Origin of the sequence: Sphingopyxis sp. BE235, assembly GCF_031457175.1 — a bacterium.
Taxonomy (GTDB): Bacteria; Pseudomonadota; Alphaproteobacteria; order Sphingomonadales; family Sphingomonadaceae; genus Sphingopyxis.
The window spans coordinates 307,338-328,142 of record NZ_JAVDWC010000002.1 but is presented as its reverse complement, the minus strand read 5'-3'; the positions used below and the strand labels follow the sequence as shown (position 1 = coordinate 328,142).

20 protein-coding genes are annotated in these 20,805 nt (G+C 65.8%); 6 read left to right on the top strand and 14 right to left on the bottom strand.

All coding sequences use genetic code 11. The features are described from left to right. Positions 1–337: 337 nt before the first annotated feature. Entirely contained in the window at positions 338–1,459 is a 1,122-nt protein-coding gene (locus J2X38_RS08745; protein WP_310253238.1) for an NAD(P) transhydrogenase subunit alpha, read from the bottom strand. Between the two features lie 10 nt (positions 1,460–1,469). Further along, the gene (locus J2X38_RS08740) at positions 1,470–1,595 is read right to left on the bottom strand and encodes an aa3-type cytochrome c oxidase subunit IV (protein ID WP_310253236.1); all 126 of its coding nucleotides are present in this window, start codon (positions 1,593–1,595) and stop codon (positions 1,470–1,472) included. A gap of 248 nt (positions 1,596–1,843) precedes the next feature. Here J2X38_RS08740 and J2X38_RS08735 point away from each other — a divergent pair, with 248 nt between their 5' ends. The 3 genes from J2X38_RS08735 (at position 1,844) to J2X38_RS08725 (ending at position 4,363) form a co-directional block, all read left to right on the top strand. Continuing rightward, on the top strand, positions 1,844–3,277 hold the full coding sequence (locus J2X38_RS08735; protein ID WP_310253234.1) for a sigma-54 dependent transcriptional regulator: 1,434 nt from the start codon (positions 1,844–1,846) through the stop codon (positions 3,275–3,277). A gap of 86 nt (positions 3,278–3,363) precedes the next feature. Beyond that, a complete protein-coding gene (locus tag J2X38_RS08730; RefSeq protein WP_310253233.1) occupies positions 3,364–4,017 on the top strand; it encodes an SRPBCC family protein in 654 nt (217 codons plus the stop codon). A gap of 7 nt (positions 4,018–4,024) precedes the next feature. Then, positions 4,025–4,363, top strand: a complete 339-nt coding sequence (locus J2X38_RS08725; RefSeq protein ID WP_310253231.1) for a metalloregulator ArsR/SmtB family transcription factor — start codon at positions 4,025–4,027, stop codon at positions 4,361–4,363. A gap of 103 nt (positions 4,364–4,466) precedes the next feature. Here the strand turns inward: J2X38_RS08725 and folP are convergent, their stop codons facing one another. From folP to glmM, 7 genes are all read right to left on the bottom strand, one after another. Beyond that, on the bottom strand, positions 4,467–5,597 hold the full coding sequence (folP, locus tag J2X38_RS08720; protein WP_310253229.1) for a dihydropteroate synthase: 1,131 nt from the start codon (positions 5,595–5,597) through the stop codon (positions 4,467–4,469). Between the two features lie 108 nt (positions 5,598–5,705). Continuing rightward, positions 5,706–6,845 carry a site-specific DNA-methyltransferase gene (locus J2X38_RS08715; RefSeq protein WP_058538053.1) on the bottom strand — a complete coding sequence of 380 codons (1,140 nt, stop codon included), beginning with the start codon at positions 6,843–6,845 and terminating at the stop codon, positions 5,706–5,708. Positions 6,846–7,062: 217 nt separating this feature from the next. After that, positions 7,063–7,959 carry an oxidoreductase gene (locus J2X38_RS08710; protein ID WP_310253225.1) on the bottom strand — a complete coding sequence of 299 codons (897 nt, stop codon included), beginning with the start codon at positions 7,957–7,959 and terminating at the stop codon, positions 7,063–7,065. A gap of 37 nt (positions 7,960–7,996) precedes the next feature. Next, a complete protein-coding gene (locus J2X38_RS08705) occupies positions 7,997–8,566 on the bottom strand; it encodes a ribonuclease HII (RefSeq protein ID WP_058538055.1) in 570 nt (189 codons plus the stop codon). Positions 8,567–8,654: 88 nt separating this feature from the next. Continuing rightward, entirely contained in the window at positions 8,655–9,797 is a 1,143-nt protein-coding gene (gene thiD, locus J2X38_RS08700; RefSeq protein WP_310253222.1) for a bifunctional hydroxymethylpyrimidine kinase/phosphomethylpyrimidine kinase, read from the bottom strand. 106 nt (positions 9,798–9,903) lie between these two features. Next, on the bottom strand, positions 9,904–10,128 hold the full coding sequence (locus J2X38_RS08695; RefSeq protein WP_037510600.1) for a DUF1272 domain-containing protein: 225 nt from the start codon (positions 10,126–10,128) through the stop codon (positions 9,904–9,906). Positions 10,129–10,162: 34 nt separating this feature from the next. Continuing rightward, the gene (glmM, locus tag J2X38_RS08690) at positions 10,163–11,500 is read right to left on the bottom strand and encodes a phosphoglucosamine mutase (protein ID WP_310253218.1); all 1,338 of its coding nucleotides are present in this window, start codon (positions 11,498–11,500) and stop codon (positions 10,163–10,165) included. A gap of 175 nt (positions 11,501–11,675) precedes the next feature. Between glmM and J2X38_RS08685 the strand changes: the two genes are divergently transcribed. Together J2X38_RS08685 and J2X38_RS08680 are read left to right on the top strand one after the other, a co-directional pair. Further along, on the top strand, positions 11,676–12,929 hold the full coding sequence (locus J2X38_RS08685; RefSeq protein WP_310253216.1) for a dicarboxylate/amino acid:cation symporter: 1,254 nt from the start codon (positions 11,676–11,678) through the stop codon (positions 12,927–12,929). Beyond that, positions 12,926–13,921, top strand: coding sequence for an aldo/keto reductase (locus tag J2X38_RS08680; protein ID WP_310253214.1), 996 nt, complete (start codon positions 12,926–12,928; stop codon positions 13,919–13,921). The genes J2X38_RS08685 and J2X38_RS08680 overlap by 4 nt, the downstream gene beginning before the upstream one ends. A gap of 119 nt (positions 13,922–14,040) precedes the next feature. Here the strand turns inward: J2X38_RS08680 and J2X38_RS08675 are convergent, their stop codons facing one another. From J2X38_RS08675 to J2X38_RS08655, 5 genes are all read right to left on the bottom strand, one after another. Continuing rightward, entirely contained in the window at positions 14,041–14,577 is a 537-nt protein-coding gene (locus J2X38_RS08675; RefSeq protein WP_310253212.1) for a DUF1003 domain-containing protein, read from the bottom strand. 7 nt (positions 14,578–14,584) lie between these two features. Further along, complete coding sequence (locus J2X38_RS08670; protein ID WP_310253210.1) at positions 14,585–15,286, bottom strand: NnrU family protein; 702 nt, start codon at positions 15,284–15,286, stop codon at positions 14,585–14,587. Positions 15,287–15,440: 154 nt separating this feature from the next. Further along, positions 15,441–16,742, bottom strand: a complete 1,302-nt coding sequence (locus tag J2X38_RS08665; protein WP_310253208.1) for an amidohydrolase family protein — start codon at positions 16,740–16,742, stop codon at positions 15,441–15,443. Continuing rightward, the gene (locus J2X38_RS08660; RefSeq protein ID WP_310253206.1) at positions 16,739–18,142 is read right to left on the bottom strand and encodes an amidohydrolase; all 1,404 of its coding nucleotides are present in this window, start codon (positions 18,140–18,142) and stop codon (positions 16,739–16,741) included. The genes J2X38_RS08665 and J2X38_RS08660 overlap by 4 nt, the downstream gene beginning before the upstream one ends. Before the next feature lie 3 nt (positions 18,143–18,145). Continuing rightward, complete coding sequence (locus J2X38_RS08655; RefSeq protein WP_310253204.1) at positions 18,146–19,981, bottom strand: peptide MFS transporter; 1,836 nt, start codon at positions 19,979–19,981, stop codon at positions 18,146–18,148. Positions 19,982–20,165: 184 nt separating this feature from the next. Between J2X38_RS08655 and J2X38_RS08650 the strand changes: the two genes are divergently transcribed. After that, complete coding sequence (locus J2X38_RS08650; protein WP_310253202.1) at positions 20,166–20,747, top strand: nitroreductase; 582 nt, start codon at positions 20,166–20,168, stop codon at positions 20,745–20,747. Positions 20,748–20,805 lie beyond the last annotated feature (58 nt).

Here is a 20,805-nt window from a genome sequence, read left to right as displayed (position 1 = left end):
GGATCGGAGCATAGCGATTGCGGCGGAGGCATCATGTAGGGGCGGCGAACGCTATTGAGGGCGTGTGGGTACCGGGCTTCAAACTTGCGACCTGCCGCTTTCAAGCGCTGATCCAGCGGCCGAAACGGCGATTTCGGATCATCGTAAAGGCTGTTCGGCAAGGAGCATAGCCGGTTTCCAGCGGTCACGCTGAGCAGCCGGGTGCGCCAGTACAGATCGAAAACGATCTTGAACCTGGCGTCTTGCAGAAGAGCGGGAGAGGCCTGTGGCGGCGCGGCTCGAACGGGCTGCGCGGTTAGCAGAAGCAGCCCCGCGAAGACAAAGACGCCTCTCGCCTTCAACCCAGCAACCGCTCGTTCACAACCTTGCCGCCCTGCGTCAGGCGCACGGCGTTGCCGATTTCCTCGTCGAGCACTGGCTTGCCGGCTTCCTTGTCCCAGAAGGCCGAGAGGAAGTTGAACAGGTTGCGGCTGAACAGCGCGCTCGTGTCCGCGGGCATCAACGCCGCGATATTCTTCGCGCCGATCACGATGACGCCGTGGATTTTCTTCGCTTCGCCCGAGACCGATCCCTCGACATTGCCGCCGCTTTCGGCTGCCATGTCGACGATCACGCTGCCGCTGCGCATCGTCGCGAGCTGCGCGTCGCTGATTAGCCGCGGCGCGGGGCGCCCCGGGATCAGCGCGGTGGTGATGACGATGTCCTGCTTGGCGATGTGCGACGACACGAGTTCGGCCTGCGCCGCCTTATATTCGTCGGACATTTCGGTGGCATAGCCGCCCGCGCCCTCGCCCTCGATCCCCGCGACACTCTCGACGAAGATCGGCTTGGCGCCGAGCGACAGTATCTGTTCCTTGGTCGCGGCGCGCACGTCGGTCGCGCTGACCTGTGCGCCCAGACGGCGCGCGGTCGCGATCGCCTGCAGCCCGGCGACGCCGACGCCCATGACGAACGCCTTCGCGGCGCTGACGGTGCCCGCGGCGGTCATCATCATCGGAAAGGCGCGGCCATAGGCGTTCGCCGCGATCAGCACCGCCTTGTAGCCCGCGAGATTCGCCTGGCTCGACAGGATATCCATCGACTGCGCGCGCGTGATGCGCGGCATGAATTCCATCGCCAGCGCCTCGAGTCCCAGCTTTGCGTATTCATCCACGCGCGCGCGCTCACCGAACGGGTTGAGCCCGGCAGCGAGCCAGGCGCCATCGGCAAAGCCCGACAGCCCCTTGGGGTCGGGCCCCTGGATCGCGAGGATGATGTTCGCGCCCTTCAGCGCATCGGCGCGGTTGCCGACGCTCGCGCCGGCGGCGCTATAATCGGCATCGGCGATCGAAGCCTGATCGCCCGCCCCCGATTCGACGGCAACTTCGGCCCCCAGGCCAATGAATTTCTTCACGGTTTCGGGGGTTGCGGCGACGCGGGTCTCGCCGTCGGCGAGCTCCCTCAGGACAGCGATGCGCATGCCGGTCGGGTCAGGACGCGATGAGCAGGACGACGCCGATGACGACGACCGCGGTGATGATCGAGCCGATCTTGAACAGGCTGATGAAACCCGCGTAGGTTTCTTCGGCTGCCTTCATTTCCTGCTGCTGCGCCATCTTTTTTCCCCTTGAACGGCCATATCTGTGCGCGAACGCACAACGCTGCGCCTTAGAATCGGTTATCGCGCCGGTCTTAGCCACGCGCCCCGCGATGCTCAAGTGCGGGTTTGTGGACAGGGACCCTAGACTTCGCTGCAGGAAAAGACGAATGCCCTTAATCGCCCTTTTACCCCTATCGGATAGTTATGCAGCCCTCAGCAGAACAAACCCATAGCAATGTCGGTTCAGGGGGCAGATTCGATACGATGACTAGCACGCGCGACACGCGAATGGTGATGATCGTCGACAGCGAGCCTGCCCAGCAGCGCTTTCTGGCGGCCTTGGTGTCGCGTGGCGGCTGGCGCAGCGTCATCGCAGCCGACACCGATACCGCACTCGCCAAGCTCGGCACCCAGGAAGGCATGGCGCTCGACGCGGTGCTCGTCGATCAGGGTGCGCCGGGTATGGATATTTCCGAATTCGTCGGCGAACTGCGCCGCTGGCGCCCCGCGCTGCCGCTCGTCGTCATCACGATGCGCAACGGGGTCGAGGTCGCGGTCAGCGCGATGCGCGCCGGCGCAAGCGACTTCGTCCAGAAACCGATCGCCCCCGACCGCTTGCTCGAAGCGCTCGACCGCGTCGTGTCGACCAGCGGCCCGCAGGGCGAACTGCGCCCGCTCACCGAAAAACTGCGCGCGCCGCTCGCGTTCGAAGAAATCATCGGGTCGAGCCCCAATTTCCGCAGCGCGCTCGCGATCGCCGCCAAGGCCGCGCGCGCGCGCGTCCCGGTGATGATCAACGGCAAGCCCGGCACTGGCAAGGAAGTCTTTGCCCGCGCGATCCACAGCGCGTCACCCCGCGCCCGCGGCCAGCTCGTCATGGTCGATTGTTCGGCCGTATCACCCGGCTTGATCGGCTCAGGCCTCTTCGGCCACGAACGCGGCGCCTTCCCGGGCGCGTTCGACCGTCAGGTCGGCCGCCTCGTCCAGGCCGACGGCGGCAGCATCATCATCGACCATGTCGAATGCATCCCGCTCGAAACGCAGGCGAAGCTCGTCGAATTCCTGAACAGCGGCGAAGTGCAGATGATCGGCGGCTCGATCCGCCAGAGCGTCGACGTGCGCATCATCGCGACGAGCACCAGTCCGCTCGACAAGCTGATCGAGGCGGGTCATTTCCGCGAAGACCTGTTCTACGCGCTGTCGAGTGCGCAATTCACCCTGCCCTCGCTCTCGGAACGCCGCGGCGACGTCGGCCCGCTCGCGCGCCATCTGCTCGCGCGCATCGGCGGCCTGCCGGGGATGAGTTCGATCGGCGTGACCGATGACGCGCTGCGCCTGCTCGCCGCTTATGCCTGGCCGGGCAATGTCCGCCAGCTGCAGGACGTGCTGTTCCGCGCCGCGGTCGGCAGCACCACCGACGTCCTCACCAGCGCCGATTTCCGCGCGATCGAGGCGACGCTCGGCGGCGGCAGTCTGAACGGCGAAGGCGAGATCGCGATCAACGGCGAGGCGATCGGCGTCACGCTCTATCTGCCCGACGGCAACCTCCGCCCGCTCGAGGAAATCGAGGCCGACGTCATCCGCCTCGCGATCGGCCATTATCGCGGCCGGATGAGCGAAGTCGCGCGGCGGCTGGGGATCGGACGCTCGACGCTCTATCGCAAATTGAGCGACCTGGGGATCGACACGGCTGCCTGACGCGCCGTCAGCGCGGCTCGTCCGATCACGCTTGATATATAAGTTATAGCTTATATATTTATCCCGAAGCCATCGGGAGAATCATTATGTCGTTCGATACCGTCGCCCAAGCCGCCATGGTCGTCCGCAAGGTCGAGGACGTCACGCACGAGGGCCAACCCGCGCGCGCGGTTATCGCGTCGCGCGACTATCCCACCGACATCGCCGATCTGTGGAATGCGATCACCGAAAAGGACCGCATCCCGCGCTGGTTCGCGCCGGTCGACGGCGACCTCTCCCTCGGGGGGAAATATCAGATCAAGGGCAATGCCGGGGGCACCGTCACCGCGTGTGACCCGCCGCGCAGCTTTGCACTGACATGGGAATTCGGCGGCGGGATGAGCTGGGTCGAGGTCGAGCTGGCTGCGGCGAGCGACGACAGGACGCGCCTCACGCTCAGGCATATAGCCCCGCTCGACGACAAATCGGAGGAATTCTGGGACAGGTTCGGCCCCGGCGCGGTCGGCGTGGGCTGGGATCTGTCGCTGATGGGACTTGGCTGGCATATCGAAACCGGCGAGAGCAACGAACGTTTCGCCGAAGAAACCTGGGCGCTGAGTGACGAAGGCAAGGCGTTCGCGACATGGAGCAGCGAGGCATGGACCGCCGCTTCGATCGCCTACGGCACCGCGGAGGCGGCCGCGAACCGCGCTGGCGCCAATACGACCGCGTTTTACACGGGCGCCGAAGCACCCGAATGAGCCCCCAATGAGCAACGCCTTCGACATCCTCGGCGACCCTGTGCGCCGCCGCATCCTCGAACTGCTCGCCGACGGCCAACGCGCATCGGGCGAGATCGTCGAGGTGATCGCCGCCGAATTCGCCATCTCGCAGCCCGCGGTGTCGCAGCATCTGCGCGTGCTTCGCGACAGCGGCTTCGCGACGTCGCGTGCCGACGGGCGGCGGCGGCTCTACGCCATCGCGCCCGAGCGATTCGACGAGATCGACGCATGGGTCCAACGCTTCCGCCGGACGTGGGAGCCAAGGTTCGAGGCGCTCGCGACCGAAGTGGCGCGCGGGAAGAAGGCGCGGCGGGTGGAAGAATAACTTCCCTCCCTTTAGGGAGGGGTCGGGGGAGGGCCTGTTTCGACGGCGGACGACCTCGACATGCCCTCCCCTAACCCCTCCCGCAAGCGGGAGGGGGAAGAGATCAAACCGTCAGCGCCGCGTCCCTAAGCCCCCGCCACACCCGCAGCGCCTGCCGGTTTTCGGCGATGTCGTGGACGCGTAGCAACTGCGCGCCCTGCGTCGCCGCCTGATAATGCAGCGCCACCGTGCCGCCGAGCCGCTGATCGGCGGGCGCTTCGTTATCGAGCGCGCCGATCATCCGCTTGCGGCTGGCACCGAACAGGATTGGGCAGCCCAATGTGTGGAACAGCGCGAGGCCGTTGATTAGCGCAAGGTTGTCGCCGACGCCCTTGCCGAAACCGAGCCCCGGATCGACGATGATCTTCGCCGGGTCGACCCCGGCGGCAACGCACGCCGCGACGCGCTCGGCAAGCATGTCGTAGACGTCGAACAGGACGTGCGCGTAATTGCCGCCCTCGTGCGGGTCGCTCTTCGCTGATGGCGCGTGCATCAGCACGACGGGGCAGCCCGCGTGCACGACCACTTCCATCGCGCGGTCGTCGTAGCGCAGCGCCGAAATATCGTTGACGATCCGCGCGCCGGCGGCGAGCGCCGCCTCCATCACCGCGGCCTTGCGCGTATCGATCGACACCGCAACGCCGCCCCGCGCGAGCGCCGACACCACGCCTTCGATGCGCTTGATCTCGTCGCCTTCCCACACCAGCGGCGCGCCGGGGCGCGTCGATTCGCCGCCGACATCGATGATCGCCGCGCCCGCAGCGCCCATCGCGAAACCGGCTTCGGTCGCCGCAACCGCATCGACATGCTTGCCGCCGTCCGAAAAACTGTCGGGCGTGACGTTCAAAATGCCCATGAGCTGCGGCTCGTTCAGCCGGATTTTCCGCTCACCGAGTTGCAGCACGCCGCGCGGCCGCGCGACACCGGCACGCTGCGCATTTGCCGCCTGCGCCAATCTGTCGGGCATCGCCGCGATCCAGCCATCCCATTCGGCAACCGGAACGATCGCCGATTTGACGGTCAGACCGTCGCGCAGGCTGATGTGCCATGCCGCGAACCATACCATCGAGTCGGCGATCCGCAGGCAATCGTCGTCAAGTTCGTGCGGGCGGTCGACGAAGCAGGTCGGGCGGCAATAGATTTGCGCATCCGCCGACGCGGCGCCGAAGTCGGGCTTGGTTAGAGGTGAAAACATGCCCGGTCCCTTCGTCGCCCCCGCGAAGGCGGGGGCCGCTGGCATTATAAAGCCGCCACGTCGTGGCAAGCCGATTACGGCCCCCGCCTTCGCGGGGGCGACGGTCTTTTACGCTTCGTTTGCCAGCAGCCAGTCCTGCCGCACCGCGTCGATCACGCGGAGTTCCTTGCCATTGTCGACATGCCAGAAGGTCCAGCCGTTGCAGCTCGGCGCGCCTTGCAACCCCGCGCCGACCTTGTGGATCGACCCCGCCGGCTGGCCTTCGCAATCGAGGCTGCCATCGACGCGCACCTTGGCTTTCCAGCGGCGCTTGGTATCGGTCAGTATCGTTCCCGGCGCGATCATGCCGCATTCGACGAGCGTGCCGAACGCGACGCGCGTCGCGGCCTTCGGCGCCATCATCGTCTTCACCGCGCTTTCGTCGAGCGGCAGCGCCAGCTCGATACGTTCCAGCGCGGCCGCGATATAATCATCCTCGCGTTCGATGCCGATGAAGTGACGACCAAGGCGCTTTGCGACCGCACCCGTCGTGCCGGTGCCGAAGAAGGGATCGAGGATCACGTCACCGGGGTTCGAACAGGCGAGCAGGACGCGATAGAGCAGCGCCTCGGGCTTTTGCGTCGGGTGAACTTTCGTGCCGCCCTTCTTGAGCCGTTCCTGGCCGCCGCAGATCGGGATCAGCCAGTCCGAACGCATCTGCAGTTCGTCGTTCAGCGTCTTCATCGTGCGATAGTTGAAGGTGTAGCGCGACTTTTCGCCCATCGACGCCCAGATCAGCGTCTCATGCGCGTTGGTGAAGCGCGTGCCCTTGAAATTGGGCATCGGGTTCGCCTTGCGCCACACGATGTCGTTGAGGATCCAATAGCCATTGTCCTGCAACGCGGTGCCGACGCGGAAGATATTGTGATAGCTGCCGATCACCCAGATGCTGCCGTTCGGCTTGAGGATGCGCTTCGCTTCCTTGAGCCAGGCATGGGTGAAGCGATCGTAGGTCGCGAGGCTGTCGAACTTGTCCCAGTCATCGTCGACCGCGTCGACCTGGCTGCCGTCGGGGCGCAGCAGGTCGCCGCCAAGCTGGAGATTATACGGCGGATCGGCGAAGATCATGTCGACCGACGCGGCGGGCAAGCTGCGCATCATCTCGACGCAATCGCCCTGCAAAATGCTGTCGAGCGGCAGGTCCGCGGGGTCGACCTTCGGCGTCCGCTTCTTCGTCGCCGGCGCCTTGACCCGTTCCATCACACCCATGCTTCACCCCGTTCCTTGCTCGTAAGAAGGCCCTGATGAGTCCAGCGGAGTCCGCCGTCAAGCGCAGGAGTCTAAGGAATCCGCCTCTCTAACTGGTTAACGCGATGAGAACGAAACGAGTCTGGCACACCATATGGAGTCGGCCGCGACTCGGAGACTCAACCACTGGTGGTGTGGCGATGAAGACTCACTGGCGAAAAAAATTTGCGTCTCGGGGTCAGAGCCCCGGATCGACCCCCGTCAGGTCGATCGAACGCTGCCACAGTTCGCGCGCGAGCTTTGGATCGCGCGCGTCGCGCGTTGCGCGCGCCGGGCCCGAGCGGCCCGACACCTCGCCGAGCCCCTGCGGCCCCAGATAGTCGCCGCCCTGCACGCGCGCGCCCGTCGCCGCCTGCAAGGTCGGCCACGCGCCCTGCGCCGCGCTGTTGAAAAAGGGCGCGGCTAGCGGGGTCATCGTGCGCAGCGGCAGCGGCAAGTGGCGCGTCAGTTCAGTGAGCGCGACCCCCGGGTGGCATCCGATCGCCTGCGTCGCGCGTCCGGCAGCGCTCAGCCGCCGGTCGAGTTCGAACATATGGAGCAGGTTCGCGAGCTTGCTCATCTGGTAGCGCGCCCAATTATGGTAGCTGCGCGACGCCGACAGGTCGCTGTAATCCATCGCCCCGTTGCGGTGCGCGATGCTGCCGGTGATGACGATCCGGTCGTCGACATGCGGATGGAGCAGCCCGGTCAGCGCGAAGGTGCCGAGGTGGTTGACCCCGAATTGCAGCTCATACCCCTGCTTGGTCAGCGTCCGGGGCGGGATCATCACCCCCGCATTGTTGATGAGGACATCGATCCGCGGTCCCGCGAGCACCGCCTTCGCCGCATCGCGCACCTGGTCGAGGTCGGCGAGATCGAGCGACTGGAACGACAGTTCGGCCTTTGGCACGTCGACCCAGATGCGGTTCATCGCCACCTCGGCCTTGTCCTCATCGCGGCAGGCAAGGATCACATGCGCGCCGCGCGCCGCGAGGATTTTGGAAACTTCAAACCCGATTCCGGCATTGGCACCGGTAACAAGGAAACGCCGCCCTGTTTGCGTACCGACATCGTCGGCCGAAAATCCTCTGCTCATCGCCTGTTCCCCTCTTAGGCTTTTAGGCTTCGGGCGGTCAGACCAGCTGCATTTGTGCGACCGGGGCAAAACTGGTCCGATGGTGCGGCGTCGGGCCATGTTGGCGCAGCGCCGCGAGATGCTGCGCCGTACCATAGCCCATGTTGGTTTCCCAGCCAAAGCCGGGGAAGTCGCGCGCCGCGGCGACCATGAAACGGTCGCGATGCTCCTTCGCGATGATGCTCGCCGCCGAAATACATGGGTGGAGTGCATCGCCGCCGATGATCGCGGTCGCGGTGTAGCGCCAGCGCGGCAGCCGGTTGCCGTCGACGAGGACCTCGGCGGGCTCGAACCCCAGCGCCTCGACCGCGCGCGTCATCGCAAGGAAGGTCGCCTGCAGGATGTTGACGCGGTCGATCTCCGCAACGCTCGCCTCGCCGACGCCCCAGCGGCAGCGCGCCTTGATCTGCGCTTCGAGTTCGGCGCGGCGCTTGGCGGTGAGCTTCTTGCTGTCATCGAGGCCGGGGATGCCGCCCTCGCAGAGCAGCACCGCCGCCGCGACGACGGGCCCCGCGAGTGGTCCGCGCCCGGCTTCGTCGACGCCGACGATCACTTGTTCCCCTTCCATTTATGGGAGGGGTTAGGGGAGGGCCGGTCGAGGTTCGGCGCTGTCGAAACATGCCCTCCTCCAACCCCTCCCGCAAGCGGGAGGGGAGCTATATCCGCCACGGCGGATATCTCCGATATTCGGCCGCTTGGTACAGGCACAGGCGATTGCCCGCGGGATCGGCCAGCCGTGCCTCGCGCCAGCCCCATTCCTCGTCCTTGGGCATCTGATCGAAGCGCACCCCGCGCCGCGCCAGATAGGCGACCCACGCATCGAGCGCGCCGCTTTCGAGATAGGCGGTCACCCCGCCCGCCGCGCCCTCGCCGACGTGGATCGACAGGGTCACCCCGTTGGCGGCCTCGAAGCGCGCGTAACCATTGTCGGGGCTATCGACGATCTGTGTCAGCCCCATCTGCTTGTAGAAAGCGACCGACACAGCATAGTCGTTCGCGGGCAGCGTGACCTGATTCAGCGCCGGGCCGGTGAACAGCCCGTCGTTGCGCACATATTGCTGCCCCATCGGGCCATGCCCCTGCCCCAGTCCCGGCGCATCGTGCAGCGACAGCCGCACGAAATCGCGCGCGCGCGCGATCGCGGGTTCGAGCGGCATGCCCTGTGCCAGCCCGGTCGCGATCGCGCTCGCGAGCGTGCAGCCGGTGCCGTGGCTGTGCGGCGTGTCGATGCGTGGCGCTTCCCAGCGCGCGACTTCGCCCTCGCCGGTTTCGAGCAGCCGGTCGATCACCGTCTCGCCCTCGGCGTGGCCGCCCTTGACGAGCAGCGAACAGCCGTGCGCGAGCACCGCATCCTCGCCCCCCAAGGCTTCCAGTTCGGGCAGGTTCGGCGTTGCGACCATCGCGCGATCGAGCAGCGCGCGAAACGCGTCGATCGTCGCCGTGTCGGCGAGCACCGATCCGCTCGTCGCGATCATCACCGGATCGAACACGAGCGCCGCCTGCGCGAGATCGGGCCGCGACAATCGCTCCGCAACCGCAGCGGCGGTTTCGGCGCTGCCGATCATCCCGATCTTGACCGCATCGACGCCGATGTCCGACGCGACGCTGTCGATCTGTTGCAGTACCATATCGGTCGGGACCGGATGGACGCCCTGCACCCCCAGCGTATTCTGCGCGGTGATCGCGGTGATTGCGGTCATCGCATGGCCGCCAAGCATCGTGACCGCCTTGATGTCGGCCTGGATACCCGCACCGCCACCGCTATCCGAGCCGGCGATGATCAGGACGCGCGCGGTCACCGAACCACTCCGTCGTCCCAGCGGAAGCTGGGACCGCTATCGGGCATAAGCCGCGTCATGACGCACCCGATCCCAGCTTTCGCTGGGACGACGTGAAAGTGGACGGTCACCCCTTATGCTTTCGCTCCGTCGAAGCGGGGAATTTCGCCAGCGCCGCGCCCTCGCGCAGCGGCCGGTCGAGCAGGTCGCCGCCGCAATTGGGGCAAATCTCGTCGAGCTTGTCGGCGCAGTTCGCGCAGAAGGTGCATTCGAACGAGCAGATGAAGGCGCCGTGAAGGTTGGCGGGCAGATCGCGTCCGCATTTTTCGCAATCGGGTCGCATTTCAAGCATGATAAGTCTCTTTCGGTTCTAAAAAATCAAATGGTTATGCCGTCGCCGCGCGCACGGCGTCGCAGATCATGTCGACGACCTGCTCGACCTGTCCGGCATCGTCGCCTTCGGCCATGACACGGATCAGCGGTTCGGTGCCCGACGGGCGGATGACGAGGCGGCCGCGGCCGTTGAGCGTGGCTTCGCCTTCGGCGATCGCCGCGATGACCTGTTTGTCTTCGAGCGGCTTGCCGCCGGCAAAGCGGACATTCTTCAAAAGCTGCGGCACCGGGTCGAACTGGTGCAGCAATTCACTCGCGGGCTTGCCCGACGCGATCAACTCGGCGAGCACCTGCAGCGCCGCGAGCGTGCCGTCGCCGGTCGTCGCATGATCGGACAGGATCATATGCCCCGACTGCTCGCCGCCTACGTTGAAGCCGCCCTCCTTCATCCGTTCGAGAACATGGCGGTCGCCGACCTTGGTGCGCTCGAGCCGCAGTCCCTCGCCTTCGAGGAAACGTTCGAGGCCGAGGTTCGACATCACCGTCGCGACGACGCCGCCGCCTTTCAGCCGCCCCTGCCGCGCCCAGCTCGCGCCGATCAGTCCCATGATCTGGTCGCCGTCGACGATCCGTCCCTTTTCATCGACGACGATCAGCCGGTCGGCGTCGCCGTCGAGCGCGATGCCGATGTCGGCGCCACTCGCGACCACCGTTTCCTGCAGCAGCGCGGGTGCGGTCGATCCGCATTTGTCGTTGATGTTCGTGCCATTCGGCTCGACCCCGATCGCCACCACGTCGGCGCCGAGTTCCCAGAACACGGTCGGCGCGCTGTTATACGCCGCACCATTGGCGCAATCGAGCACGATACGCAGCCCGTCGAGCCGGACCGATTCGGGCAGGCTCTGTTTCACCGCATGGATATAGCGCCCGCGCGCATCGTCGATGCGCTTGGCGCGTCCGATGTGGCTCGGTTCGGCGAGCTTCGGTTCCTGCCCCAGCAAATGCTCGATCTGCGCCTCATCCTCGTCGGACAGCTTATACCCGTCGGGGCCGAACAGCTTGATCCCATTATCCCGAAACGGGTTGTGACTCGCCGAAATCATCACGCCGAGGTCGGCGCGCATCGAGCGCGTCAGCATCGCGATCGCCGGGGTCGGCATCGGCCCGACCTGGACCACGTCCATGCCGACGCTGGTAAAACCTGCGACGAGCGCGTTTTCGAGCATATAGCCCGACAAGCGCGTGTCCTTGCCGATCACGACGCGATGCTTGTGGTCGCCGCGCAGGAAGTGCGCGCCCGCCGCCATGCCGACGCGCATCGCGACTTCGGCGGTCATCGGGACCTGGTTGGTCAGGCCGCGAATCCCGTCGGTTCCGAAAAACTTGCGCATGTTCCCTCAGCTACCTAACCATCGCCCGGCAAATGCCTGCCCCGGCTTCCCACGGGATGGCCCCCGCGGAGCATTTCCCGGCCCAAAAACCGGTTCCCGTTTCTTTCGGGAGGTGCTCTAAGTCACCCTCTTTTGCTTGGCAAGCAGGCCAGAAAAAACGCCGGGAGAATCCGTCTTGAAATCCGCTTGGTTCATCCTTTCGGCGCTCGTCGCCGGCATGCTTTTGGGAATCGGCGTCGAGCTGGTGTCCCCCGATGCCGGAACCGCCTCGCTTCCCTTTGTCGAACCGATCGGGCTGCTCTGGCTCAACGCCTTGAAGATGACGATCGTCCCGCTCGTCGTCGCGCTGCTCATCACCGGCATCACCGCCACGGCCGACGCTGCGCGCGCAGGCAAGCTCGCCTTTCGCGCGGTGATGATCTTCCTCGGCGCGATCACGCTTTCGGGGCTGATGACACTGTTTCTGGCGCCGCTGCTGCTGCGCCTCTTCCCGCTCTCCCCCGACGCCGCCGAAGCGCTGCGCCACGGCCTTGGCGGCACGACGCAGACAGGACCGTCGCCGACTTTCGGCGATTTCCTGCTCTCGCTGATCCCGACCAATCCGATCGCCGCGGCGGCCGAGACCGCGATCCTGCCGCTGATCGTCTTCACCACGATTTTCGCCTTCGCGATCACGAAGCTCGAACCCGTGCAGCGCGCGACGCTGTCGGGGCTGTTCAAGGCGCTCGGCGACGCGATGCTAATCGTCATCGGCTGGGTCCTCGCGCTCGCACCGATCGGCGTTTTCGCGCTGGGCTATGCGCTCGCGGTCAAGGCGGGGGTCGCGGCGTTCGGCGGGCTCATCCATTATGTGCTGATCCTCTCGGCGATCGGGATCAGCTGCCTCCTCCTCGGCCTGCTGCTCGCGTGGCTCGTCGTCGGCATTCCGCTGCCGCGCTTCATCCGCGCGATGGTCCCGACGCTCGCAGTCGCGATCAGCACGCAAAGCTCGCTCGCCAGTCTGCCCGCGATGCTGAAGTCGTCGGAGGAGCTTGGCGTCGATCCCAAAAAGGCCGACGTCGTGTTGCCGCTCGCGGTCGCCCTGTTCCGCTTCACCAGCCCGGCGATGAACCTCGCGGTCGTCGTCTATGTCGCGTGGCTGTTCGGTGTCGAGCTGACCCCATGGGAAATGGCGGTCGGCCTTGCGGTCGCGATCGCCGCAGCGCTCTCTTCGGTCAGCCTGCCCGGCTCGATCAGCTTTGTGACCTCGATCGCGCCGATCGCGGTGTCGATGGGGGTTCCCGTCGCGCCGCTCGGGCTGCTCGTCGCGGTCGAGACTTTTCCCGATATCTTCCGAACCCTAGGTAATGTCATCGGTGACGTAGCGGCCACCAAATATGCCGCCGACGGTGTCGACGACGCGGCCCCCGCAGCAGGAGAAACACCATGAAATATCGCAAGCTCGGCCACGGCCTCGAAGTCTCAGCGATCGGGATCGGATGCATGCCGATGATCAAGGGCGGCAACATCCTGTACGGCGAGGCCGCCGACCTCGACGAATCGACGCGGACGATCCACCGCGCGATCGACCTCGGCGTTACCTTTTTCGACACCGCGCAAATCTATGGCCCGTTCAGCAACGAAGAGCTGCTCGGCGAGGCGATCAGGGGCAAGCGCGACGGGCTCGTGATCGCGACGAAGTTCGGATTCAAATTTGAGGGCAAGGCGATCACCGGGGTCGATGGCTCGCCCGCCAATGCCCGCGCCGCGTGCGAAGGCTCGCTCCAGCGGCTCGGCATCGACACGATCGACCTCTTCTACCAGCACCGCGTCGACCCGTCGGTGCCGATCGAGGAAACGGTCGGCGGGATGATGGAGCTGGTGAAGGAGGGCAAGGTCCGCCACATCGCGCTCTCCGAAGCCGGCCCCGACACGATCCGCCGCGCCGCAAAGGCCGCGCCGATCACCGCGCTGCAGAGCGAATATTCGATCTGGGAGCGCGACATCGAGGACGAGATCCTCGGCGCGTGCCGCGAGAATGGCATCGGCTTCGTCCCCTATTCGCCGCTCGGCCGCGGTTTCCTCGCGGGTGCGGTGCGCAGCCGCGACGAGCTTCCCGAAACCGACTGGCGCCGCAACGACCCGCGCTATTCGGAGGAGAATCTGCCCGCCAACCTCGCGATCGTCGACGCGATCGGCGCGGTCGCCGACCAGCATGGGGTGTCGAAGGCGCAGGTCGCGCTGGCGTGGCTGCTCGCGCAGGGCGACGATATCGTCCCGATCCCCGGCACCAAGCGCCGCGCGACGATGGAAGACAGCGTTGCGGCGGCAGAGGTCACGCTAACCGCCGACGACCTCGCCGCGATCGACGCGGCGGCACCGAAGGGCGGGACGAGCGGGCCGCGTTACGGCGAGGTGGGAATGCGGATGGTGCGGTTGTAGGGGCACCGTCGAACTGACGGCTAACGACCGTTTCCCGTCATTCCCGCGAAGGCGGGAATCCCGCTTCTTTCTCGCCGCGGCCAAGCGGGATCCCCGCTTTCGCGGGGATGACGAAGTAACTATCTCTTCCCGTCCAGCCGCACACACAGCGCGTCGACCTTCTCCGCCAGCTCGGCGATCCGCATCTGGTCGAGCTTCTCATGCAGCCGCATGATCTCCAGCTCGGCGCGCAGGTTGATCTCGTAATCGACACTCGCGGTCAGCCGGTCCTTCGCCGCCTGCCGGTTCTGGCTCATCATGATGATCGGCGCCTGGATCGCAGCGAGCGTGGAGAGCATCAGGTTCAGGAAGATGTAGGGATAGGGGTCGAACGCGAGGCCGAAGCGATGGAGTATTTCCGAATTGAGCAGCATCCAGCCGAACAGGATCAGCGCAAAGACGATGATGAAGCCCCATGAGCCGCCGACCGCCGCGACCCGGTCGGCCAGCCGGTCGCCGGTGCTCGCCTGCGCATCCTCGATATCGGCGGCGTCGCGGCTGCTGGGGGCGCGCTTTGCGATCGACGCGACCACACGCGATTCTTCGGGATCGAGCTCGTCGAACGCGCGGCCAAGCAGCCGCAGCGACAGGTCGTTGAGATGTGTGTCCGCGTTCATTCGGCTCCTATCCCACCCAACGCCAGATCCCGGCGACCATATAACCAAGCGCGCCATGCGCCCAGGTCGCGACAAGCCATAGTATGATCCCGCCGAGCAGCGCGTGCGGGCGCGGGATTGTGTCGGCCCATGGCGTTACCCCGCCGACCTGCCGCGCATAAGGCACGAAACTTGTCCGCGCGGCCCACTGGCGCCAGGCACCGCCCATCAGCCGCGCCTTTTTCGCATCCTGGCCCGCCGAACCGACGAGGGCGAGGAAGATAATCGTCGCGGACAGGATGATCTGCGCCGTGGTCGGCATCACCAGCACATGCGCAAAAGCCCACAGCGCAAAGCCCCACATCATCGGGTGCCGCGTGATCGCGAACACACCGCGCGGCGTCGCCGCCGCATCGCGCGCGGCGTGCGGTGCGGGCAGCGCCGGATTGCCGATCAGCGATCCGATGAAGAGGATGCTGGCGAAAAGTACGATCAGCGACGTGAGGATCCACAGCGGATCGTCGACCACCCATAATGGCGGCTCGGGCGGCATCCCGCGCCACGCCTGCACCACCATGATGAACGTCGCGATCGCGACGATCGAATAGACGATCTGGAACCCGCGCTCGCCGAGCCGCGCCGCGAGCCCGTCTCGAAGCGGATGCGACAGCGCGAGATGCGACCCCACGAACAACACGCAGGTGGTGATCAAAAGCGACACGGGCTGCATGACCAATCCCTCCTCCAACAATGTCTCATCATTTATCGCCCGGCTCGCCGCTGCGCGACTCGGAATGCGCCGGGCGCCAACGATTGCGCGACAAAGATAACAGTGTCAACATAAAGGGTAGGCGATGGGCAGGCGTCGAAACGCCTACCCCCGCCTATCGGTCGTATGCCTTGGGCAATGCCCCTTCCTGCGGCGTTGCATAACGATCGCGCAGGCGGTCCTGCCGTGTCGTCAGCGATTGCGCCTTGCCGTCGATCCACACCGCCGTCGGACGGCTGCCGAGTTCGAGCGGGTCATTGTCCCAGATCACGACATCGCCGGCGCGGCCCGGACGCAGCGAGCCGATGCTGCCTTCCATGCCGACGGCGCGTGCCGGGACGCTGCTGATCGACGCGAACGCCTGATCCCACGTCATCCCGCTGGCACCCGGCACGCGCGCGAGGCCGACGAGGTTGCCGGCATATTGCGTCGCATAGCCCATCTTGTGCGCGTCATCGTCGTCGAACACGCCGACCGACACGTCGACGCCCGCGGCCTTGAGCCGGCCCGCGTTCGACTGCGTCGCGCCGAGCTGTTCGAAGGTCGACGGCAGGTCGGTGAGCGGCGAGACGAGCACCGGAACCTTCGCCGCCGCGATGTCGCGCGCGACGAGCCAGCCTTCGGTCACCCCGACGAGCACGAGCTTCAGCGCGGGGAACTCGCCCTTCAGCTTGATGACGTTGACGATGTCGGCGGCGCGGTCGACGCGCACAAACAGCGGCGTCGTGCCGTCGATCACGCGCACCAGCGCATCGGCGTCGGCGCGCTGGATCATCGCGTCATTGCCCCATTCGGCGAGCGTCGCGGGATTGCTCGCATAGCTGCGCGCCGCGAGCAATTGCTCGCGGAAGAGCAGGAAAGTCGCCGCACGGCTGCCCCCCGCCTTTGCCGAGCCATCCTCACCGAACGCGACATATTGCAGCGCGCGGGGCTTGGTCACCATGTCCATATCGTCGGCGAGGTCGACGACCGCGCCTTGGCCTGCGAACAGATTGCTGCTGCTGCCCGGCGCGACGATCGCGCGCGTCACGCCCGACGCGCGGTTGACCGCGACGGGCGATCCCATCGGGTTCAGCGCGGGCGCGATATCGAGCCCCGCCGAGAAACGCGTGCGCGGGGCCGAGCGGTCGTTCGTGCCGGTGACGGCATCGACTTCGGTCAGCCCGACGCGGCTGAACGCCGCGACGATGCCCGGCGTGACATATTTGCCCTGCGCGTCAACGCGCTCGACGCCCGCGGGCACCGCAACGCCCGCACCCGCCGCGACCACCTTGCCGCCGCGCACGACGACGGTGCCGCCCTCGATCGGCGCGCTGCCGTCGCCGATGACGAGCTTCGCGTTGACGATCGCGACATCCTGCCCAGCGGCCGGAACCGCGATCAGCGCTGCGGCGGAAAGAAGAAGAGCGCGCATCATTTCACGTCTCCTTCGCCCGGCTGGCCCAGCTCGAAATCGCTCACCGGACGCCGTTTCGGGTCGTTCGCGTCGAACATCAGTGCGCCGTCGATCCACACCTTTTCGGGGCGCGTATAGGCACTGAACGGATTGCCGTTCCACAGCACGACGTCGGCCATCTTGCCCGGCTTCAGGCTGCCCGTCTTGTCGCCGATACCCAGCGCCTTGGCCGGATTATACGACAGCCAGGTCCACGCCACCTCATCGCTGACGTCGATGCCGATGCGGCGCCCCGCGGCACGCGCTTTCGCAGCTTCCTGGTTGAGCCTCTGGATCTGGTTCGCATCATCCGAATGAACGATCGTGCACGCCCCGGCCTTGTACACCAGCGGGATATTCTCGTTGACGCTGTCATAGGCTTCCATCTTGAAGCCCCACCAGTCGGCCCACATCGCCGAGCAAATGCCTTCCTTCGCAAGAATGTCGGCGATCTTGTACGCTTCGACCGCGTGGTGGAAGGTCGACACCTTATAGCCGAACTCCTTCGACATATCGATGACGAGCGCCATTTCGTCGGCGCGATAGCAATGGTTGTGGACGAGGATCTCGCCCGACAGCACACCCGCGAGCGTTTCCATCGCGAGGTCGCGGTCGACGGCCTTTCCGTCGTCCATCTTCTTCTTGTACGCCGCCGCCTTCTGCCAGGTCGCGCGGTTCACCGCGAAATTGCCCATGCGCGTCGAGGGCGCGCGCCCCTTGCCGCCATAGACGCGCTTCGGATTCTCGCCGCACGCCATTTTGAGGCCATAGGGCGCGCCGGGGAACTTCATCCCCTGCACCGTGCGCGAGGGCACATTCTTGAGCGTGATCGAACGCCCGCCCATCAGGTTCGCGCTGCCCGGCAGGATCTGCAAGCTGGTCACGCCGCCATTGGCGAGCGCGCGGCTGAACCCCGGGTCTTGCGGCCAGACGCTATGCTCGGACCACACTTCGGGGGTCGTCGGCGATGTCGCCTCATTGCCGTCCGAATGCGCCTCGACGCTGGGCGAGGGATAGTCGCCAAGGTGGCTGTGGATATCGATGATGCCGGGGGTAAGGAACTTGCCGGTGCCGTCATAGACCGCGATGTCCGCCGGGATCGGCGTATCGGGACCCCCGACGGCCTCAACCTTGCCGTTCGCCAGCAGCACGGTGCCATTGTCGATCCGCCCGCCCTCGCCGTCGAAGATCGTGACGTTACGGACCGCCGTGACCTGCCCGGGATAAGCCTTGTAGGTCGACGGATACGGGTCCTTGTTGAACTTCACCGGCTTTTCGGCGGGCTTGTCGCCCGCCGAGGCCGTCTCTCCATTGCTCGCCGCGCAACCGACGAGCGCCAGCGACACCGCAGCCAGCAGGCTGCCCTTCACACCACGGATCATCGATTACGCCCCCTTGGGTTCGGGATGAACGCCGGCCGCCTGCGGCTCGGCCTCGCCGATGCCCGCCAGCCCGTCGTCGCGGTCGCGCAGCGTGTCGAGGTGCATCCAGCGTTTGACGATCGGGCTGACCGCCAGCACCGCCACTGCGGCACCGATCGCGATCCAGCCAAACATCTCGTAAATCTCGAGCAGTTTGGCCTTGCTCATCTCGCCGCCATGCCCGCCGGTCGCTTCGCCGATCTTGCCGGCAACGAAATTGCCGACCGCGGTCATATAGAACCACGCGCCCATGATGAGCGACGCGACGAAGGTCGGCGCCAGCCGGTTCATCGCCGAGAGGCCGACGGGGCTGAGACACAGCTCGCCGGTCGTGGCGAGGAGGTAATAGAGGAAGACGAAGATCACCGGGGTCATCGCCGCGATGCCGAACGCCTGCGCGCCCCAGACGAGGATGAGGTTCGCAAGCCCCATCTGCGCCAGCGCCAGCCCGAACTTGGCGGGGGCCGACGGTTCCTTGCCGCGCTTGCCAAGCCATTGCCACAGTGCGGCGAACAGCGGGGCGAGCAGGATGATGTAAATCGGGTTGATCGACTGGAAGATCGAAGCCGGCACCGCGCCGCGATCGACATAGCGGTCGGTGAACAGGTTCATCGATCCGCCCGCCTGCTCGAACAGGCCCCAGAACAGCGGATTCAGGGCGATCAGGAACAGGATCGCGAACATCCGGTCGCGCGCATGGTCTTCGCGGTTCATCTTCTCGACCACCATCACGCCGAGGAGGAGGAGGAAGCCGAACAGCGCCACCCACGCCGCGGGCGCGAGCCCGAGCGCGACGGGTCCGCTGGCGATGCCGAGGCCGAGGATCAGCGCAAGCGGCAAGAACAGCATCAGGGCGAGGCCCGCGAGCGCGATGTTGACGCGGCTCCGCGGACCGGCGCCGATCGATCCGTACGGCAGCTGGAACGTCGCCACGAGGATGACGTAGCCGAGCAGGAGAATGCCCGAGACGAGCAGCAGATTCTGGATAACGTCCTGATACTGGACGAGCGCCCAGATCACCGCGACCGCGGCCAAACCGACGGCGTAGAGCGTCCATTCGCTCGACCGCGACAACGGTGCGGGTGCTTCGCCCGCGCCCTTGAGCGCGCTCTTGCCGAGAACGAAAACGACAAGACCGGCGAGCATGCCGATGCCGGCGAGCCCGAAGCCATAGCCCCATCCGATCCGCTGGCCGAGATAGCCGACAAGGATCGTGCCGAGCGCGGCGCCGACGTTGATGCCCATATAGAAGATCGTATAGGCGCCATCGCGGCGAATGTCGGTGAGCCGGTACAGCTGGCCAACCATCACCGAGATATTCGCCTTGAGGAAGCCCGAGCCGACGATGATGAAGGCGAGCGCGGCCCAGAAGACGTTGATCGTCGGATCATTCTGTCCGCCGACGCCTTCGACCGCCATCAGGCTGTGGCCGGCGGCGAGCAGCAGGCCGCCGAACAACACCGCCTTGCGCTGCCCGAGGTAGCGGTCGGCGAGATAGCCGCCGAGCACCGGGGTGATGTAGACGAGGCTGGTGTAGGCGCCGTAGATCAGGTTCGACTTGCTGTCGTTGAACAGCCAATGCTGGGTCAGGTAGAAAATCAGGATCGCGCGCATGCCGTAGTAGGAGAAGCGCTCCCACATTTCGGCGAAGAAGAGCATGTAGAGGCCCTTGGGGTGTCCGGCGAATTCGGGTTTCTTGCTGCCGGCGATCAGCGCACCGATGCTGAGGAAGACGCCGAGGACCAGAAGTGCGATTACCGCAATCCAGTCCCCCTCGTCCCACGAGCCCATATTTTTCATTATGTTGCGTCCCTTTTAGGATTGTCTGGCGCGGCCTCCCGCCGCGCGAATGCGGCAACCTAGCGCGAAAATTGCGTATTGGAAGAATCTAATTGCGCGTGAAACCGTCTCGATCGGGCCAAATATTACTGCGAACCGTTCGCAACACTTGCAGAAAGTGACGCGAAAGGCCACATGGCGCACCATGTTCAACGACACCTCCTCGCTCCTAGCCCATCTCGCCACCCGCCGTTCGGGCAAGGCGCGCGACATGATCGCCCCCGGCCCCGACGCCGCGCAGCTTCGGGGCATCATCGCGCTGGCACTACGCACCCCCGACCATGGCAAGCTCGCGCCCTGGCGCATCGTCACCGTCGCCGACGATCAGCGCGAGGCGTTCGCGGCGCTGCTCAAAAAGGCATGGATCGCAGAGAATCCGGGCGCCGCGGGCATGGACCTGTCGGCGCTCGACCAGTTCGCGCATCAGGCACCGACCTTGCTCGTGCTCGTCTCGGCGCCGGTGGCGGGAGCGAAGGTCCCCGTCTGGGAACAACAGATGTCGGCGGGCGCGGTCGGCATGAACCTGCTCCACGCCGCGCACGCGCACGGCTTTGTCGGCAGCTGGCTGACGGGCTGGGCCGCTTATAGCGCCGAGGTCGCCGCCGCGTTCGGCGCCGGCGACGGCGACACGATCGTCGGCTATTTCTTTCTGGGAACGCCCGCGCGCGAACTCGATGAACGGCCCCGCCCCGAATATGACGATGTCGTCCGGGCTTGGGAAATTTAGTTTCACTTTCCGAACCTAATTTGTAATAATCCTAATTTGACTGTGCTGCTGTCTTATG

Excerpts from the sequence above, each read along its gene's own strand:
- J2X38_RS08745 (WP_310253238.1), bottom strand. The coding sequence starts at position 1,459 with ATGCGCATCGCTGTCCTGAGGGAGCTCGCCGACGGCGAGACCCGCGTC.
- J2X38_RS08740 (WP_310253236.1), bottom strand. The coding sequence starts at position 1,595 with ATGGCGCAGCAGCAGGAAATGAAGGCAGCCGAAGAAACCTACGCGGGT.
- J2X38_RS08735 (WP_310253234.1), top strand. The coding sequence starts at position 1,844 with ATGACTAGCACGCGCGACACGCGAATGGTGATGATCGTCGACAGCGAG.
- J2X38_RS08730 (WP_310253233.1), top strand. The coding sequence starts at position 3,364 with ATGTCGTTCGATACCGTCGCCCAAGCCGCCATGGTCGTCCGCAAGGTC.
- J2X38_RS08725 (WP_310253231.1), top strand. The coding sequence starts at position 4,025 with ATGAGCAACGCCTTCGACATCCTCGGCGACCCTGTGCGCCGCCGCATC.
- folP (WP_310253229.1), bottom strand. The coding sequence starts at position 5,597 with ATGTTTTCACCTCTAACCAAGCCCGACTTCGGCGCCGCGTCGGCGGAT.
- J2X38_RS08715 (WP_058538053.1), bottom strand. The coding sequence starts at position 6,845 with ATGGGTGTGATGGAACGGGTCAAGGCGCCGGCGACGAAGAAGCGGACG.
- J2X38_RS08710 (WP_310253225.1), bottom strand. The coding sequence starts at position 7,959 with ATGAGCAGAGGATTTTCGGCCGACGATGTCGGTACGCAAACAGGGCGG.
- J2X38_RS08705 (WP_058538055.1), bottom strand. The coding sequence starts at position 8,566 with ATGGAAGGGGAACAAGTGATCGTCGGCGTCGACGAAGCCGGGCGCGGA.
- J2X38_RS08695 (WP_037510600.1), bottom strand. The coding sequence starts at position 10,128 with ATGCTTGAAATGCGACCCGATTGCGAAAAATGCGGACGCGATCTGCCC.
- glmM (WP_310253218.1), bottom strand. The coding sequence starts at position 11,500 with ATGCGCAAGTTTTTCGGAACCGACGGGATTCGCGGCCTGACCAACCAG.
- J2X38_RS08680 (WP_310253214.1), top strand. The coding sequence starts at position 12,926 with ATGAAATATCGCAAGCTCGGCCACGGCCTCGAAGTCTCAGCGATCGGG.
- J2X38_RS08675 (WP_310253212.1), bottom strand. The coding sequence starts at position 14,577 with ATGAACGCGGACACACATCTCAACGACCTGTCGCTGCGGCTGCTTGGC.
- J2X38_RS08670 (WP_310253210.1), bottom strand. The coding sequence starts at position 15,286 with ATGCAGCCCGTGTCGCTTTTGATCACCACCTGCGTGTTGTTCGTGGGG.
- J2X38_RS08665 (WP_310253208.1), bottom strand. The coding sequence starts at position 16,742 with ATGATGCGCGCTCTTCTTCTTTCCGCCGCAGCGCTGATCGCGGTTCCG.
- J2X38_RS08660 (WP_310253206.1), bottom strand. The coding sequence starts at position 18,142 with ATGATCCGTGGTGTGAAGGGCAGCCTGCTGGCTGCGGTGTCGCTGGCG.
- J2X38_RS08655 (WP_310253204.1), bottom strand. The coding sequence starts at position 19,981 with ATGAAAAATATGGGCTCGTGGGACGAGGGGGACTGGATTGCGGTAATC.
- J2X38_RS08650 (WP_310253202.1), top strand. The coding sequence starts at position 20,166 with ATGTTCAACGACACCTCCTCGCTCCTAGCCCATCTCGCCACCCGCCGT.